General features: G+C 62.5%; 14 protein-coding genes. 11 read left to right on the top strand and 3 right to left on the bottom strand.

The window, feature by feature from the left end; translation table 11 throughout:
* The first annotated feature begins 14 nt into the window (after positions 1-14).
* The 3 genes from V0U79_RS02760 to V0U79_RS02750 are packed head-to-tail and all read left to right on the top strand — an operon-like array spanning position 15 to position 3,594.
* The gene (locus tag V0U79_RS02760; RefSeq protein WP_330197935.1) at positions 15-1,736 is read left to right on the top strand and encodes a tetratricopeptide repeat protein; all 1,722 of its coding nucleotides are present in this window, start codon (positions 15-17) and stop codon (positions 1,734-1,736) included.
* The gene (locus tag V0U79_RS02755) at positions 1,733-2,596 is read left to right on the top strand and encodes a 4-(cytidine 5'-diphospho)-2-C-methyl-D-erythritol kinase (RefSeq protein ID WP_330197934.1); all 864 of its coding nucleotides are present in this window, start codon (positions 1,733-1,735) and stop codon (positions 2,594-2,596) included. The genes V0U79_RS02760 and V0U79_RS02755 overlap by 4 nt, the downstream gene beginning before the upstream one ends.
* Positions 2,593-3,594: an MraY family glycosyltransferase gene (locus tag V0U79_RS02750; RefSeq protein ID WP_330197933.1), complete on the top strand. Its 1,002-nt coding sequence runs from the start codon at positions 2,593-2,595 to the stop codon at positions 3,592-3,594. The genes V0U79_RS02755 and V0U79_RS02750 overlap by 4 nt, the downstream gene beginning before the upstream one ends.
* On the opposite strand, the gene V0U79_RS02745 is transcribed toward V0U79_RS02750, so the two are convergent.
* Complete coding sequence (locus V0U79_RS02745) at positions 3,595-4,530, bottom strand: polyprenyl synthetase family protein (RefSeq protein ID WP_330198342.1); 936 nt, start codon at positions 4,528-4,530, stop codon at positions 3,595-3,597. It lies immediately after the preceding gene.
* Between the two features lie 141 nt (positions 4,531-4,671).
* Between V0U79_RS02745 and V0U79_RS02740 the strand changes: the two genes are divergently transcribed.
* The 8 genes from V0U79_RS02740 to V0U79_RS02705 all read left to right on the top strand — a co-directional run bounded on the left by V0U79_RS02740 (position 4,672) and on the right by V0U79_RS02705 (position 15,029).
* Complete coding sequence (locus V0U79_RS02740) at positions 4,672-4,983, top strand: putative signal transducing protein (protein ID WP_330197932.1); 312 nt, start codon at positions 4,672-4,674, stop codon at positions 4,981-4,983.
* Positions 4,976-5,704: a tRNA1(Val) (adenine(37)-N6)-methyltransferase gene (locus V0U79_RS02735; RefSeq protein ID WP_330197931.1), complete on the top strand. Its 729-nt coding sequence runs from the start codon at positions 4,976-4,978 to the stop codon at positions 5,702-5,704. Before V0U79_RS02740 ends, V0U79_RS02735 begins: the two co-directional genes overlap by 8 nt.
* A 237-nt stretch (positions 5,705-5,941) precedes the next feature.
* Positions 5,942-6,823, top strand: a complete 882-nt coding sequence (locus V0U79_RS02730) for a glycine--tRNA ligase subunit alpha (protein ID WP_330197930.1) — start codon at positions 5,942-5,944, stop codon at positions 6,821-6,823.
* Positions 6,823-7,416 carry a glutathione S-transferase family protein gene (locus V0U79_RS02725; protein ID WP_330197929.1) on the top strand — a complete coding sequence of 198 codons (594 nt, stop codon included), beginning with the start codon at positions 6,823-6,825 and terminating at the stop codon, positions 7,414-7,416. The genes V0U79_RS02730 and V0U79_RS02725 overlap by 1 nt, the downstream gene beginning before the upstream one ends.
* 6 nt (positions 7,417-7,422) lie before the next feature.
* The gene (gene glyS / locus V0U79_RS02720) at positions 7,423-9,630 is read left to right on the top strand and encodes a glycine--tRNA ligase subunit beta (protein ID WP_330197928.1); all 2,208 of its coding nucleotides are present in this window, start codon (positions 7,423-7,425) and stop codon (positions 9,628-9,630) included.
* A 131-nt stretch (positions 9,631-9,761) separates the two neighbouring features.
* Positions 9,762-12,434, top strand: coding sequence for a pyruvate, phosphate dikinase (gene ppdK / locus V0U79_RS02715; RefSeq protein WP_330197927.1), 2,673 nt, complete (start codon positions 9,762-9,764; stop codon positions 12,432-12,434).
* Between the two features lie 197 nt (positions 12,435-12,631).
* Complete coding sequence (locus V0U79_RS02710) at positions 12,632-13,399, top strand: cell wall hydrolase (protein WP_330197926.1); 768 nt, start codon at positions 12,632-12,634, stop codon at positions 13,397-13,399.
* 76 nt (positions 13,400-13,475) lie between these two features.
* A complete protein-coding gene (locus V0U79_RS02705; protein WP_330197925.1) occupies positions 13,476-15,029 on the top strand; it encodes a hypothetical protein in 1,554 nt (517 codons plus the stop codon).
* Here the strand turns inward: V0U79_RS02705 and nadC are convergent.
* Positions 15,026-15,871, bottom strand: coding sequence for a carboxylating nicotinate-nucleotide diphosphorylase (gene nadC, locus V0U79_RS02700; RefSeq protein ID WP_330197924.1), 846 nt, complete (start codon positions 15,869-15,871; stop codon positions 15,026-15,028). The two genes, V0U79_RS02705 and nadC, sit on opposite strands and share 4 nt — an antisense overlap.
* On the bottom strand, positions 15,868-17,358 hold the full coding sequence (locus V0U79_RS02695) for an L-aspartate oxidase (RefSeq protein WP_330197923.1): 1,491 nt from the start codon (positions 17,356-17,358) through the stop codon (positions 15,868-15,870). The genes nadC and V0U79_RS02695 overlap by 4 nt, the downstream gene beginning before the upstream one ends.

Genomic DNA, 17,358 nt, shown 5'->3' with positions numbered 1-17,358 from the left:
GTATCGTTGTCTGCATGATTGTTCGTCTCGGCCTCCTATTCCTGTCAGCCCTGCTGCTGGCGGCCTGCCAGACCACGTCCGGCGACCCGTCTCTTCCGGTCATCAATGCCGAGGATGAAGGTCCGTCCGCCTATGGCGCCTTCCTTGCGGGGCGGTTCGCCGGAACTTCCCGGGATGCGGACGGGGCGTCGGATTATTTCGCGACGGCGTTTGAGCAGAGCCCGGACAGCGCCATCCTGGCCGAGCGCACCTTTCTCTCCTCTGTTCTGTCCGGCGATGTCGAACGGGCCGTCAATGCCGGGCGCGTGTCGGTTGCTGCCGGTGACGAAACCAGACTGGCCGGGCTTTACCTGGCAGCCGACGCCATGGCGCGCGGCCGCTATTCCGAGGCTGAAACCTATCTGTCCAGTGATCAGCTGGGCCCGTTCAACGAGTTCATCGCCGAGTTGCTGATGGACTGGGCGCAAGCAGGACAGGGCAATGCCGCCGAAGCGCTGGAACGCGCAAGAGCGGCTTCGGTGCCGGGATATGCCGCCGCGTATCTGACAGTGCATCGTGCGCTTCTGGCCGATTTTGCCGGTGAAACCGTGCAGGCTGATGCCGCCTATCAGGCCGCGGTCAGCGAAAGCCCGTTCACCCGGATCGCGATCGCCCTTTATGGCGATTTCCTGCTGCGCGAGCGCCGGCGTGAAGATGCGATCGCGCTTTATGACCGCTATCTGCAACAACAACCGCTCGAGCGCAGCATTACCGAAGCGCGCCGGATTGCCGCCGAAACCCGGCGGATCCCACGCCGGCCATCGGTCAGCCAGATGGCAGCAAGGGCTGTGTTCGGCCCTTCTGCGGCGCTGGCTTCACAAGCCGATATTGACCTCTCTGTCGTTTATCTCCGCTTGACCCAGCGGCTGGACGAGGCGTACGCGCCGGGTGTTGTACTGCTGGCAGGGTCATTGGACCGGACCGGCCTGGTTGATGCTGCGATCGAGGCTTATGACTCCGTGCCCTCCGGCCCGTTCCGGCTGCCGGCCCGGATCGACCGGATCTGGCTGCAGGCCCGTCAGGGCGAGCTCGAGGCAGCCCTGGCTGAAGCCCGCCAGCTCTACCAGACCAATGACGCGGTCGAAGCCCAGCTGGTCTATGCCGATCTGTTGCGCGCATCGGGTGAGTTTGGCCGGGCTGCAGAAGTCTACACCGAAGCGCTGGCGGCCCGCGAAGCTCAGGGCATGGTCCCGGACTGGCGGTATTATTATTTCCGCGCCATCAGCTATGAGCAGACCAATCGCTGGGCGCTGGCCGAAGCGGATTTCCGCTCGGCGCTGGAATTGTCGCCGAATGAGGCCGAGGTTTTGAACTATCTCGGCTATATGTGGGTAATCCGCGGCGAGCATATCGCCGAAGCCTTCGACATGATCGAACGGGCGGCCGCCCTGTCACCGGAGCAGGGGCATATCCTCGATAGTCTGGGCTGGGCGCATTATGTGCGCGGCAATTACGAGCTGGCTGTCCAGTATCTCGAGGAGGCGGTTGAATACTCGCCGGAAGCGCCGACCATCAATTACCATCTGGGCGATGCCTATTGGATGGTGGGCCGGCACCTTGAAGCCCGTTTCCAGTGGGAAAGAGCCCTGACGCTTGATCCGGATGAAGACGAGCGCGTCGGCCTGATGGCGCGCCTCGCAGGGGAAGAGCCGGAAACGCCTGCCACGCAGATGGCTGACGCGGCCGACGCCAATTGATCACGGAATTTGCGCCCGCGAAGGTCAATCTGAGCCTTCGCGTCGGAGCCCTGGGCGAGGATGGCTATCATCCCGTCGATTCCATCGTCGTTTTCGCGGACTGGGGTGATGCGCTCACGGTTACGCCGTCTGATGCGCTGTCGCTGGAGGTGTCCGGCCCTATGTCGCAAGCCATTCCCGGCGGTGAAGACAATCTCGTACTGCGCGCCGTCCGCTTGCTGGCGCAAGCCTCCGGGCAGGATGCCAAAGGCAATATTTCGCTTGTGAAAGAAATTCCGGCGGGCGCCGGTCTGGGCGGGGGTTCTGCCGATGCTGCTGCGGCGCTGCGGGCCTTCAACCGGCTTTGGGAACTCGACTGGCCGCTGGACATGCTGGCCGGGTTGGGATCGCAGATCGGCTCGGACATCGCTGCCTGCGTCTGGTCGCAGCCCTTGCGCATGACCGGCAGGGGTGAGCGCATCCGCCTGATTGATGACTGGCCGGATTTTCCGGCCCTGCTGGTCAATCCGGGGGTCAGTGTGGCGACCGGGCCGGTATTTGCGAAATTCGATGAAGCGCCACAGACGGGTGCTGCCTTCCGGCCGCAGGGCGATCTGATCGGAGCGCTCCAGGTTGCGACCAATGATCTGACGGCGCCGGCTTGTGCGATTGCCCCGGTTATCGACGACGTGCTGGCCGCGCTGGCGGCGACGAAAGACCCCCAGCTGGTTCGCATGTCCGGTTCAGGCGCGACCTGTTTTGCGATCTATCCCGATGAGGCTGCGCGGGATGCCGCCGCAGGCGCTATCAGGCAGGTCCAGCCTGGCTGGCACGTCTTTCCGATTGTTTTCCGGGGTGTATCGGCGATAACGCCGACATGATCATCGTCCTGGTCTTCGCAGCCTTTATCGCGGCCGCCGGCGTCAGCTGGATGGTCCGCCGCGCTGCGATACTGGATCATCCCAATGCGCGCTCCAGCCATTCCACACCCACGCCAAGAGGCGGCGGGCTGGGTATTCTGGCGGCGATCGGGATCGGACTGACGCCGGCCCTGGTGCCGGAGTTCAATATTGATGCGCGCCCGGTCGTGCTGGCAGCGATGGGGTTCGGCCTTCTGGGCCTGGCGGATGATTTGCTGGCGCTGGGTACGAAACTCAAATTCCTGACTGTCGTGCTTTTGGGCAGCGTGATCACCTGGTTGGCCGGGCCGGTCGGCGCCATCGCCATGACGGACGGCCTGTCGGCCAGCCTGCCTTACTGGGCCGGTTTTGCTGGATCGGTATTGTGGATATTCGTGGTGGCGAACTCTGCCAATTTCATGGACGGGTCGGACGGGCTGACCATTGCGAATTTCCTGCCGGCAGGACTGGCGCTGCTGGTGCTTCAGCCCGGAGCGGTCGCCCTGACGGGGCTGGCTCTGGCGGCCGGTCTGGCCGGATTTGCCGTGTTCAATATTCCGCGTGCCTCACTCTTCATGGGCGATGTCGGCTCGCTGGCGATCGGCGCGGTGTTCGCCGCAGCCGCGCTTATGGGTATTCAGGACGGGCTGGATGTCTGGCTTTATCCACTGCTGATCCTGCCGGTGCTGGCCGATGTGCTGCTGACGCTGACCGGCAAGCTGCGCAACGGGATCGGCTTTCTCGCCCCGCACCGCACGCATGCCTACCAATTGCTGGTACGGATGGGATGGCCGCACTGGCAGGTCGCGCTGGTCTATCTGGGACTATCGTCGGTCTGCGCGGTTCTGGTGATCCTCGCGGGACCCGCTGGCTGGCTGAACGCGTTCGCGGCGTTCTGGGGCGCGGTCATCGGACTGACCGTGCTACATACGCTGGTGCGCCGCCGGGCGGCGGCCTCCGGGATCGATCTGAAAAACTGATCAGCTGGCGCGGCTGACGACGAAGTCGGCCAGTTCTTCCAGCGCGGACTTCCACTCATTATCCGGGAAACCTGAGAGCGCGTCCTTGGCGATCTGCGCTTTCTCTTCCGCCATGGCGAGCGTGGCTTTCAGTGCGCCGTGTTTCTCCAGCAATTCCATCGCCGTGTCGAAATCGCTGTCGTCCTGTTCGCCGTCGGTCATGACGCGCGACCAGAAGCGCTTTTCAGTCTCGTCGCCATTCTGCAAGGCGATCACGACCGGGAGGGTGATCTTGCCCTCGCGGAAATCATCGCCGGTATTCTTGCCGAGATCCTTGGAAAGGCCACCATAATCAAGCGCATCGTCGACCAGCTGGAAGGCGAGGCCCAGTTCGCGGCCATAGGTATCCAGCGCGGTGATATCTGCCTGCGGTCGGTCGGCGACAATGGCCGAGACCTCGGCAGCGGACGCAAACAGGGCAGCGGTCTTGGCCTCGATGATCTCCATGTAGGAGCCGATCGAAGCGGCGATGTCACCCTTGGCGGCCAGCTGGCGCACCTCGCCCTCGGCGATGATGCTGGACGCGCGCGACAGCGAATGCAGCGCATCCATCGAACCGGCATCGACCATCAGCATGAAGGCACGGGCAAAGAGGAAATCGCCGACCAGCACGCTGGGTGCATTACCCCAGACCAGATTGGCCGCTTTCTTGCCGCGGCGCAGATCGCTCTCATCGACGACGTCATCGTGCAGCAGGGTGGCGGTGTGGATGAATTCCACGGCCGCCGCCAGCTTCAGATGCGCATCTCCGGAATAGCCGATCATCTTGGCGGCCGCGATTGTCACCAGCGGGCGCACGCGCTTGCCGCCGGCCTCGACAAGATACTTGGCGAGCTTGGGAATCAGCGGGACGGGACTGCCCATACGCTCAAGAATGAGCGCATTGACGGCGCGCATCTCGCCCGCCGCCAGATGGGCCAGTTTCTCGGCCGCATTGGGTTCGGACGCGACCGCTTCGCCTGCGCTCTTGAGCGCGCGGTTGGCAATGGCGCTGATATCCAAGCCGTTTTCCTCTGACAGCCCTTGTCACTCGAAGACTTGAGCGACAATAGAAACGCGCCGATGCTGCTGCAAGCCAAGAGCGCTGCGCTGATCGTCGCACATGCACCAGATAGGAGAAAGCCTGCCGTGATCGAGGTCTTCCGTACAAATGATCCCATCCAGTTGAATTTCGCCGAGACCGTGCTGCGCGAGGCGGGGCTGGAGCCGATCATTCTGGATGGCGAGACCGCCAACATGTATGGCGGCGCGCTGCCCTTCATCAAGCGGCGGATCATGGTGATTGATGAAGAGGCGCATCTGGCCAAATCCGTCCTGAAAGAAGCCTTCAAGGATTTGCCGGATGAGTGAGCCGGTCACGCTGCTGGATGGCAAGGTGATTGCCAATCAGGCCGATGCGGGATTCCGCTCGGGTCTGGATGCGGTGTTGTTGGGCGCCTCCATCGATATCAAGCCCGAGCATGTCGGTATCGAATTCGGCTGCGGGTCGGGCGCGGCCATGCTGGTGGCAGCGCATCACAACAAGGTCAGCCGCTTTCAGGGCTTCGACAAGATGCCGGCGCTGGTGGGCTTTGCCGAGGACAATATTGCAGCCAATGGCTGGAGTGACCGCGTGGTCGCCTTCCAGGCCGATGTCGGCAATCCCGGTCATCTGGGCATGGCGCATCAGGTCTTCTTCAACCCGCCCTTCTATGACGACCCGAAAAAGATGGTGCCGCCAAAATTCCAGAAACATGCCGCCTACATGTCTGGCGATGCGCCGCTGGAAGTCTGGATCAGGTTGGCCAACAAGGTGCTGACCCCGAAGGGGCGGATGACCCTGATTCACCGGGCCGACCGGCTGGGCGATATTCTGGGTATCTCGAAGAAATGGTTCGGCGATGTGGTGATCAAGCCCATCAGCCCCTATGCCGACCGGCCCGCCAAGCGGATCCTGGTCTCGGCGAAGAAGGGCACGTTTGGCGACATGAAAATCCTGCCGCCGCTGGTCCTGCATGATGGCTCGGACCGCAAATACACCGAGGAAGCCGAATCGATCCTGCGCGGGTCCGACCGGATCGAGTTGCGGTAATTTGATTGCGTGGTTCGAGGCTTTCCTGACGGAAAGCGCCTCACCATGAGGTAACTGAGATGATTCAAATTAAACCTCATCCTGAGGTGCGACCCCGGACTTGATCCGGGGGAGCCTCGAAGGACCAAGAAGAAACCAGTTTTACCGCCATCCTTGCTTGATTGCGCAAGGCGGCTTTTCTAGTGTCCGGCCAACAGATTTCCGGCCGATTTCCCGGCCATCGGGGCCGACAATTCCATGACCGCCAAGCGCGCACCTTCCTTCCAGGAACTGATCCTCACCCTGCAACGCTATTGGGGCGAGCAAGGCTGTGCGATTCTCCAGCCCTATGATGTCGAGGTCGGCGCCGGCACGCTGCACCCGGCGACGACGCTGCGTTCGCTGGGTCCGAAGCCCTGGCGCGCCGCCTATGTCCAGCCCTCGCGCCGCCCGGCGGATGGCCGCTATGGCGAAAATCCCAATCGCCTGCAGCACTATTACCAGTTTCAGGTCCTGCTGAAGCCGTGCCCGTTCAATCTGCAGGAATTGTATCTCGGCTCGCTGGATGCGATCGGGATTGACCGCAAGCTACACGATGTCCGCTTTGTCGAGGATGACTGGGAGAACCCCACAGTCGGAGCGTGGGGGCTGGGCTGGGAAGTCTGGTGTGACGGGATGGAAGTTAGCCAGTTCACCTATTTCCAGCAGGTTGGCGGGCTGGATGTGGACCTGGTCTCAGGCGAGCTGACCTATGGTCTGGAACGTCTTGCCATGTATGTTCAGGGCGTTGAAAACGTTTATGATCTCGACTTCAATGGGGCCGGTCTGAAATATGGCGATGTCTTCCAGGAAGCCGAGCGCCAGTATTCCGCCTTCAATTTCGAGCATGCCGATGTCGACATGCTGATCCGCCAGTTCTCGGACGCGGAAAACCAGTGCAAGGCGTTGCTGTCGCTGGATAAACCTCTGCCGCTGCCAGCCTATGACTACTGCCTGAAGGCCTCGCACCTGTTCAATCTGGTCGATGCGCGCGGCGCGATCTCGGTTGCCGAGCGGGCCAGCTGGATTGCGCGGGTGCGCGATCTGGCGAAGGGCTGCGCGGAAGCCTGGGTTGCCCAGGAAAAGGGAGAGGCGGCCTGATGGCGCTTGAATTCTATCACAATCCGCAATCGCGCGCGGCAATGACGCACTGGCTGCTGGAAGAGATCGGCTGTGAGTACACCATCAAGCCGGTTGCTTATGATGACGGTTCGATGCGCTCGCCGGAATTCCTGGCGATCAACCCGATGGGCAAGATCCCGGCCATCAGGGATGGCGAGACCATTGTTACGGAATCGACCGCCATCGCGATCTATCTGGCTGACAAATACAAGACACCGCACGATCTGGCGCCCGCCATCGATGATCCGCGACGCGGGGAATATCTGCGTTGGATCGCCTTCCAGGCCGGGGCGATCGATCCGGCAATGATGCAGGCCTCGACCAAGGTCGACATTCCGCGCCAGTCGGCTGGCTGGGGCAATGTCGAGCTGGTTATGGATGTGCTGGATACGCGTCTGGCCGAGGCCAGCCCATATCTTCTGGGCGAGTGGTTCACCGCGGCGGATGTGCTGGTCGGCGGCACGCTGGGCTGGGCGGTCCAGTTCGGCCTGTTCGAGATGCGTCCGGGATTTGAAAATTACCTCAAGGCGGTGCAATCGCGCCCGGCCTTCCAGAAAGTCTTTGCCGGTTAGGATAAGATGCCCCAGCTGCTGCTTGAATTCTTTTCCGAGGAAATCCCGGCGCGGATGCAGCCGCGGGCCGAGGCTGACCTCGAACGCCTGCTGTCGGCTGCGCTGAAAGAGGCGGGGCTGGGCTGGGACAGCTTCAGGACTTTCGCCGGTCCGCGCCGTCTGGGCTGTGTGATCGAAGGCCTGCCGGCCGAGACCGATGCCGTGCGCGAGGAACGCAAGGGTCCGCGCACCGATGCGCCGGAACAGGCGCTGGCCGGCTTCATGCGCGGGGCGGGGATCGACAGCATCGATCAATGCGAGGTGCGCGAGGACAAGAAGGGCGCCTTCTACGTCGCGGTGATTGAAAAGCCGGGCGTGAAGACCGCCGATGTCATCGCCAATGTCGTGCCCGACATGGTGAAGAACTTCCCCTGGCCGAAATCGATGAAATTCGGCGAGGATGAAAAGGCCCAGCGCTGGGTGCGGCCGCTGCAGCGGATCGTCTGCCTGTTCGGCGGCGAGGTGGTGCCCGTCGAAGTGTTCGGCCTGACCGCCGGGAATGTCACCGAGGGCCATCGCGTTCACGGGCCGGGCCCGTTCACGGTGAATGATTTTGCCGATTACACCGCGCAGCTGGAAGGCGAGGGGCATGTTCTGCTCGACCGGAAGCGCCGCGAAGAGATCATTCTGGCGGGGGCGAAAAAGGTCTGCGCCGAAGCCGGTCTGGAACTGATCGAGGATGCGGGCCTGCTGACCGAAGTCGCCGGGCTGGCGGAATGGCCGGTGCCGCTTCTGGGCCAGATGGACCCGGACTTCCTGGACCTGCCGCCGGAAGTCATCCAGCTGTCCATGAAAACGCACCAGAAATATTTCGCGGTGCGCGATCCGAAGACGGGCCAGCTGGCGCCGAACTTCGTGGTCATCGCCAACCAGGAAGCGCCCGATGGCGGTGCGGCGATTGCCGCGGGCAATGCGCGCGTGCTCTCGGCGCGGCTGTCGGATGGACGCCATTTCTGGGACAATGACCGCAAGACGCCGCTGTCGGATATGGCGGGTGAGCTGGGCAAGGTCACCTTCCACCAGAAACTCGGCACGGTCGCCGACAAGGTGGAGCGCGTCGCCGCCCTGGCACGCGAACTGGCGCCGTCGGTCGGCGCTGATCCGGATCTGGCGGAGAAGGCCGCGCGTCTCTCCAAGGCCGATCTGGTCTCGGAAATGGTCTATGAATTTCCCGAGCTGCAGGGCGTGATGGGCCGCTATTACGCGCTGGAACAGGGTGAACCGGCGGAAGTCGCCGATGCGATCCGCGATCATTACAAGCCGCAGGGCCCGTCCGATGCCGTCCCCACCGCGCCGGTCAGTGCCGCCGTGGCGCTCGCCGACAAGCTGGACACGCTGGTCGGCTTCTGGGCGATTGATGAAAAGCCGACCGGCTCGAAAGACCCGTTTGCCCTGCGCCGGGCGGCGTTGGGGGTGATCCGGATTGTATCAGGCACGGATTCAGCGATCAGCTTGAGAACAATCCTGCTAGAAGGTTTCAGAAAGCAATACATACATATCGCGTCGCGTTTTGCGGCTTTTGAGAACATCACCTTGTTAGATTCGACGATCGACAATGGTATTGTTCATTTAGAGATAGCAGTTTCTTCGCAAGAGCGGAAAGTTGGCCTTGTAAAGGCCAAGTTCTCTTTTGAAATAAACGAAACTAGCGACCTCCTCGCCTTCTTCGCCGACCGTCTGAAAGTCCATCTCAAGGATGATGGCATCTCGCATGACGTGATCGATGCCGTGTTCGCTCTCGGCGATGATGATCTGGTGCGTGTCACCAACCGCGCTCGCGCCCTGCAGGGCTTCCTCGATACGGAAGACGGCAAGGCGCTGCTGGCAGGTTACAAGCGCGCGGCGAACATTCTGAAAGCGGAAGAAAAGAAAGACGGCGAGGGCGCGTTCGAGGGCGATCTCGACGGTGATTACGCACCGGTCGAGGCCGAGGAAAAGGCGTTGATCGCGGCACTGGATCAGGTGCGGCCTGCCGCATCGAAAGCCGTCGAGGCTGAGGATTTCGAAGGCGCGATGGCGGCCCTGGCGCAAATGCGCGCACCCGTTGATGCCTTCTTTGACAAAGTCACCGTGAACGATAAAGACGAGACGCTGCGCCGCAACCGGTTGCGCCTTCTGGCGATGATCCGCAAGGCAGCGCACACCGTGGCGGATTTCAGCCGCATCGAGGGATAGTGCACCTCGTCCTTCGAGGCCCGCTTGCGCGGGCTCCTCAGGATGAGGTGAAAAGGAAATCAGGCTCTACCTCATCCTGAGGTGCATTCGGCACGAATGCCTCGAAGGATAGGAAGAAAAAGGGACAGGCCATGAGCGCAACCAAGTGGGTCCATGCTTTCGGCGGCGGATCGAGCGAAGGCGATGCCGATATGCGCGATCTGCTCGGCGGCAAGGGAGCCAATCTCGCCGAGATGGCCAAGCTGGGCCTGCCCGTGCCTCCGGGCTTTACCATCACCACCGAGGTCTGCGTGGCGTATTACGCCAACAACAAGACCTGGCCGTCGGACCTGGAAGCCCAGATCGAGGCGGCGCTGGGCGCGCTGGAAGCCACCACGGATAAAAAATTCGGTGATCCGGCCAACCCGCTGCTGGTCTCGGTGCGCTCGGGCGCGCGTGCCTCCATGCCGGGCATGATGGATACGGTGCTCAATCTGGGTCTGAACGACGAGACCGCGGCGGGCCTCGCTGAGCTGGCGGGTGACAAGCGCTTTGCCTATGACAGCTATCGCCGCTTCATCCAGATGTATTCCGATGTCGTGCTGGGCCTCGATCATTCGATCTTCGAGGAAATCCTGGAGACCTTCAAGGAAGAGCGCGACTACATGCTCGATACCGAGCTGTCGGCCGATGACTGGGTCGAGATTGTCGGCGAGTACAAGCGCGCGGCGGCCGAAGCGCTGGGACGCGACTTCCCGTCCGACCCCCGCGAGCAGCTGCAGGGCGCCATCCGCGCCGTGTTCGATAGCTGGATGACGGCGCGCGCGATCAAGTATCGCCAGCTGCACGACATCCCGGAAAGCTGGGGCACGGCGGTAAATGTGCAGGCCATGGTCTTCGGTAATATGGGTGAAACCTCGGCCACCGGCGTGGCCTTCACCCGCAATCCGTCGACCGGCGAGAACAGCTATTACGGCGAATTCCTGATCAATGCGCAGGGCGAGGACGTGGTCGCCGGCATCCGCACGCCGCAATGCCTGACGCAATCGATGCGCGAGGAGATGGGCGACACCCAGCCCTCCATGCAGGAAGCCCTGCCCGACAGCTATGACGAGCTGGCGCGGGTGTTCGACATTCTGGAGCGCCATTATCGCGACATGCAGGATATCGAGTTCACGGTGGAACGCGGCCGGCTGTGGATGCTGCAGACCCGCAATGGCAAGCGCACCGCCAAGGCGGCGCTGAAGATTGCGGTCGATCTCGCCAGCGAAGGCCTGATCACCGAGGAAGAAGCGGTAATGCGGGTCGATCCGTCCCAGCTGGACCAACTTCTCCACCCGATGATCGCCGAGGACGCCAGGCGCGACGTGCTGGCAACCGGCCTGCCGGCTTCGCCCGGCGCGGCGGCCGGCGTTGTCGTGTTCGACAGCGATGATGCCGAAGCGCGCGCTGCCAAGGGCGATCCGGTCATCCTGGTACGTATCGAGACCAGCCCGGAAGATATTCACGGCATGCATGCGGCCGAAGGCATTGTCACCGCACGCGGCGGCATGACCTCTCACGCGGCCGTGGTGGCGCGCGGCATGGGCCGGCCTTGCGTGTCGGGAGCCGGATCCATTCGGATCGATTACGCGACCAAGCAGTTCACCGCCGGTGGCCGCACGGTGAAGGAAGGCGATTTCGTCACCATTGATGGCGCGACCGGCGAGGTGCTGTCGGGCGAAGTGAAGATGATCCAGCCGGAAGTGACCGGCGATTTCGCCCGCCTGATGGAATGGGCCGACAAGGTGCGCCGCATGAAGGTCCGCACCAATGCCGAAACCCCGGCGGATGTGAAGACCGCGCGCGATTTCGGCGCGGAAGGCATCGGGCTGTGCCGGACCGAACACATGTTCTTCGATGCCGACCGGATTGCCGCCGTGCGCGAAATGATCCTGTCGGATGCCAAAGAGGGCCGTGTTGCGGCGCTGGCCAAAATCCTGCCCATGCAGCGCTCGGACTTCGAGGCGATCTTCGAGATCATGGAGGACCGGCCGTGCACGATCCGCCTGCTGGACCCGCCGCTGCACGAATTCCTGCCGCATACCGAGGAGGATGTTCACGCTGTCGCCGAGGCCACAGGCCTGTCTGCCGCTGCGCTGATGGAGCGCGCCGGCGCACTGGCTGAGTCCAATCCGATGCTGGGCCATCGCGGTTGCCGTCTGGGCATCAGCTTCCCGGAGATCTACGAGATGCAGGCGCGCGCGATTTTCGAGGCGCAGGTCAATGTCGAGAAGAAGACCGGGATCAAGCCGGTCGCCGAAGTGATGATCCCGCTGGTGGCCATGCCGAAGGAGCTGGCCATCCTGAAGGCCGCCGTTGCGAAAGTGGCAGCCGAAGTCGAGGCCGAGAGCGGCAAGGCACCGGAATACCTGATCGGGACCATGATCGAACTGCCGCGCGCCGCGCTGCGTGCCGACGAGATTGCCGAAGAGGCGGAGTTCTTCTCCTTCGGAACGAATGATCTGACCCAGACCACGTTCGGCCTGTCGCGTGACGATGCTGGGAAATTCATGCCGGACTATATCGAGCAGGGCATTTTCGAGAAGGATCCGTTCGTGACGCTGGACCAGTCCGGTGTTGGCGATCTGGTCCGCATTGCCGCCGAGCGGGGCCGCGGAACCCGCAATGGGCTGAAGCTGGGTATTTGCGGAGAGCATGGTGGCGATCCCGCTTCGATCCACTTCTGTGATTCGGTCGGTCTCGATTATGTGTCCTGTTCGCCATACCGCGTGCCTGTTGCGAGATTGGCGGCGGCCCAGGCGGCTTTGAACGCCCGGGGCTAAGCATTTGAATCAAGGCTGGAATACTGATGCGATATTGAAAGTATCGTATAGCTAACCCATTTGTAATCGCGACTATTACTTGACGGCCTCATAAGGGGCCTATAATCGAGCGCGCCCGGTCTGGAACTTGCATTAACGGAGCAGTTCAACTGTTCCGCTGGTTTCCGGGACGGCACGAAGTTATTCAGGGGCGATTGATGAGCGCCATGAAGACAAACAGGCTGACCGGCCGCTGGCCGGAGATTGCGCGCGGCGGATTTGCCGTGGCGTGTCTTGTCCTGTTTGCTGCCCTGTTGCCGATGGCGGGTATGCGCGCCAGCGTGCAGAACGACGCCGCCTACTGGCAGGAACTGGCACAGCGCCATATCGAGGCGGATGATCTGCTCGGCTGGTCTGCACCTTACGGTCTCAAGGCGGCTTCGCTGAGCGTGGCGTCAGACGAGCTGGAAGGTGCTCGGGTGCTTATGCGTCCGATCAGCGAAGACCTCCGGACCTTTGATGCCTCACATATCACCCGCGCGCGCTTCAGTGCGGCGGAAGTGAACTGCCTCGCGGAAGCTGTCTATTACGAGTCGCGCGGCGAGAGTTTTTCCGGTCAGGCGGCTGTAGCCGAAGTCGTCATGAACCGCGTGAACCACCGGGTCTATCCGGATACGATCTGTGGCGTGGTTTATGAAGGTTCCGAACGCACGACGGGCTGTCAGTTCAGCTTTACCTGCGACGGGTCCATGGATCGTGCCCCGCGTGGCCGCGCCTGGCGCCGCTCGCAACTGGTTGCTGAGCACGTTGCGCTGGGCTTTGCCCCGCCGCGCACGCGCCGTGCCACCCACTATCACACCACGGCGGTTGATCCGCACTGGAATGACTCGCTGGTCCAGACCGGCCAGATCGGCACCCACGTTTTCTACCGCTTCCCGAACCGCCGGGAACGCCAGGAAATGCGTGAGCGCGAGAGCAATCTCTAGACCCGTTTCGGGACCAGACTCAAAATTCCAAGCCTGAAGTGTTACCCTGCCAGCGCTCGTCTGCTGGAGATATGCCATGCGCAAGGCCCTGGTCCTGTCGTCCTTGCTTTTGCTGAACGCTTGTGCCGATGCGCCCAAGAGGCGCTTGCCAAGGGATGGTGACACGGCCCCACCACAGGCCACACAGCCCTATGATCTGCCGGCAGAGCGGACGCTGACTTTGACGAATTACTCGCCCGGTCAACCGACGGGCTTTCGTGCGACCACGCAAATGACATTCGGGCAGCTGGAGACCTACCAGATTGTTCTGACCATTCCGCAGGCCTTTACCTTCAACGGGTTCGATGCGCTGGGTCCCGCTGGAAGCCGGGTTGGCTCTTATGGCTTCGATTTTGACAATTCGACGCCCGGCGTACCGGACCGTGTGCTTCCGCTCCGGTCGGTCAATGCGACGCAGATTTATGCCGACACAGACCTGAGTGGAGCATATGAGGCCGATACCGACGCTGTGATCGACTATTCCCAGGCCCAGAACGGCGACCATTTGTTGACGGCGACTATCCCGCTCGGTGGGGACGGATCGGCTGGTACCATTACCGCCTTCTTTGATTCCGGGATCATACTTTCGCTGTTCAGTGGCTTTCTGACCAACCCTGGCACAGCTGGCGACTATGTGGTGACGGCTGATTTCACCTCGGTGGACCCGGATACGGATGGCGCCAATGACAATGCCGGCGAAGGTCCTGAAATGCTGCAGGTCCAGCAAACCCTGTCGATCGCCAACTCGCCCCTGAGAGCTGCGGTGCTGCCGACCAGCCGGAGTGTGGTTTTTGGCCAGCCAGCTACGGCCTTCGCAACGATCAGCAATAGCGGTGCCAGCGTGCTGAACGGTTGCGGGATCAGCCCGGCCTCCTCGCTGACCGCAACCTTGTCCTATCAGACAACAGATCCGTCCACGAATGCGCTGACGGGAAGCATTGATACGCCCGTCAGCATTCCGGCGGGTGGATCGCAGAGCTTCCTGATCGCGCTGACACCCATCGAGGAGACCTTCTTTGGTGATGCCCAGGCCTTCCCGCCGATTGAAGTGGAGTTTCTTTTCTCCTGCACCGGTGCAACACCGGCGCCGACCTATCCCGGCGTGAATACGCTCCTTCTCTCGGCGGACACCACGCAGGCCATTGATGTGATTGCGATTACAGCGAGCGCATCCGGCGACGGATATGTGCGGCTCGGTGATGCAGACGGTGTGGCAGCATTCGGGGTGGCCGGCCTCGACATCGGTGCGGCGGGGACCGTCACCGTTCAGCCACGGGCCGGACTGGCAACCACCGCCAGCAGTCCCGAATTGTCAGCGCCCCAATCCGCCCAAACCGTCGATGCCAGCGTGCTGATCTGCGAAACCACCAACTCAATTGCCGGTACCTGTCTGGCGGCACCGTCAGCGTCGGTGCAATCGGCGTTCGCCAGCAATGACGTCAGAACCTATTCGATCTTTGTGCAGGGCAATGGCAGCGAGATTGCCGACAATCCGGCCAACAACCGGATATTTGTCGACTTTATCGATAGCCAGGGCGACAATAGGGGCATGACCTCGATCGCCGTAACAACGGTCAGCCCGCCGGACTAGGCCGCGTCCAGTCCGAAATCGAAATTCGGCGCCGAGTGGGTCAGCGCGCCCACCGAGATAATGTCGACTCCGGTGGCAGCGATGTCGGCGACACTGTCCAGCGTAACACCGCCTGAGGCTTCCAGGGTGATGCGGCCGGCGGCCTGCACGGCAGCGGCGCGCAGATCATCCAGCGAAAAATTATCCAGCAGCACCACATCTGCGCCCGCCTTCATGACGCTTGAAAGGTCTTCCAGCCGGTCGATCTCGCAGGAAATCCGGACCATGTGGCCGGCTTCGGCGCGGGCGGCGCGGACGGCCGACGCCGGACTGCCGGCAGCGGCAATATGATTATCCTTGATCAGAATGGCATCGGAGAGGTTATAGCGATGGGCTGAACCGCCTCCGGCGCGCACCGCCTGAATCTCCAGCGCGCGCAGACCGGGCGTTGTCTTTCGTGTGTGAACTATTTTTGCTTTCGTGCCGACAACGGCATCGACATAGCGGCGCGTCAGCGTCGCGATACCGCTCATCCGGCCCAGGAAATTCAATGCCGTGCGTTCCGCCAGCATGATGTCACGAACATGGCCGGATACGCCCAGAATGCTTTCGCCCGGTTCAACCGGATCGCCATCACTGGCCAGGACATCCAGCGACAGGCCGGGGCCGGCCTGGGTAAAGGCCTCAATGGCAGCCTGCATGCCACAAACCACGCCATTGGCGCGGGCGCGGATCTCGAATTCACCAGTCGCCCCTTCCGGGATGACACAGAGCGAGGTGATATCGCCCGCGCCGCTGATATCTTCCTGGAAGGCGCGGCGGACGATGTCGCGGACCAGTTGGGCGGGCAGGATCGGAATCATTCGGCGGCGACCAGTTCTTGCGGATTGGTCTGCCGGATAATCGTATTCCGGGCATTGGGCAAGCGATCCGGGTAATCGGTCCGGAAATGGCTGCCCCGGCTTTCCCGGCGATCCAGCGCGGCTCCGGCAATCAAGCGCGCCGTTAGAATGGCGTCTGACTCCCCGAAGCGGCGCGTCAGCCGGTCAATCCGCGCCAGCAAATCCTGAAGCTCATAGGCATTGCGCTCCACGCCGGCGAGCTGTGACATGGCAAGGCGCAGCCCCTGCAGCACTATCGGTGGCAGGGCCGGCGGGATCTCTGCCCGGCCGGGCCGGACACGCCGCACGGGTGCGGCAGCCAGCGCCGCTGCTGCGCGATGGCCGAAGACCAGGCCTTCTGCCAGCGAATTGGAGGCCAGCCGGTTGGCGCCGTGAAGCCCGTTGCAGGCACATTCTCCGACGGCCCAGAGCCCGTCCACGCTGGTGCGCCCCTCCAGATCGGTGGCAATGCCGCCCATCGTGTAATGCGCGGCTGGCGCGATCGGAATGGGTGTAGTCCGTGGATCAATTCCGGCAGCCATGCAGGCAGCGAACACTCCGGGAAAGGCTTCCGGGAAACGATCACCGACCGCCTCCCGGCAGTCCAGCCAGGCGCCATCGTCCGACCGGGCCGCACGATGCACGGCGCGGGCAACCTTGTCTCGCGGACCCAGATCATCGTCGGTGATGGGCTGGCCGTTCTTGTTCACAAGACTTGCGCCGGCGCCGCGCAACGCCTCAGTGGCGAGGGGCAGGGGATCAGCGCCGGTGCGGATGGCAGTCGGATGAAATTGGACAAATTCCGGATTGGCGATCTCGGCGCCGAGCCGGTGGGCCATGGCGACCGCCGATCCGATAGCACCCGGCGGGCTGGTCGTGTCCGCGAATATGCCGCCAAAACCGCCAGTAGCCAGAACGGTCCGGGAGGCCAAGATATCCTGCACGATGCCGTTGTGATTACGGGCCAGGACACCGGCGCATCCACCTGTGGCGTCAGGAAGCAGCGCTACGGCCCGCCAGCCTTCACGAATGTCGATGTGAGCGGACTTTCTGACGGCTCTGACCAGCGTGGCGAGGATTTCAGCCCCGGCCTGATCGCCGCTGATATGGGCAATACGGGCATGGCTGTGGGCCGCTTCCAGGCCGAGCGAAAGCGCGCCCTGACCATCCAGATCGAAGGGAACGCCCAGTGTCTGCAAGGCGCGGACCTGCGGTTCGATATCCGCTGCCAGCGTTCTTGCGGCAGCCGGATCGCAAAGGTCTGCGCCCGCGGCGAGCGTATCTTTCGTATGTGAATGAATGGAGTCTGAATCACCTGCCGAAACGGCTATCCCGCCCTGCGCCCAGCCGGTTGCGGCGCCGGTCCCCAGCGGTGCACCGGTCAGCAGGGTAACCGGATGCGGCGCCAGCTCGAGCGCTGTCCAGAGGCCGGCAATGCCGGCCCCGACGATGATGACAGGCGCGGTCAT

Origin of the sequence: Hyphobacterium lacteum, assembly GCF_036330345.1 — a bacterium.
Classification (GTDB): domain Bacteria; phylum Pseudomonadota; class Alphaproteobacteria; order Caulobacterales; family Maricaulaceae; genus Hyphobacterium; species Hyphobacterium lacteum.
The sequence above is the reverse complement of the archived record's forward strand: the minus strand, read 5'-3'. Positions and strand labels throughout refer to the sequence as shown.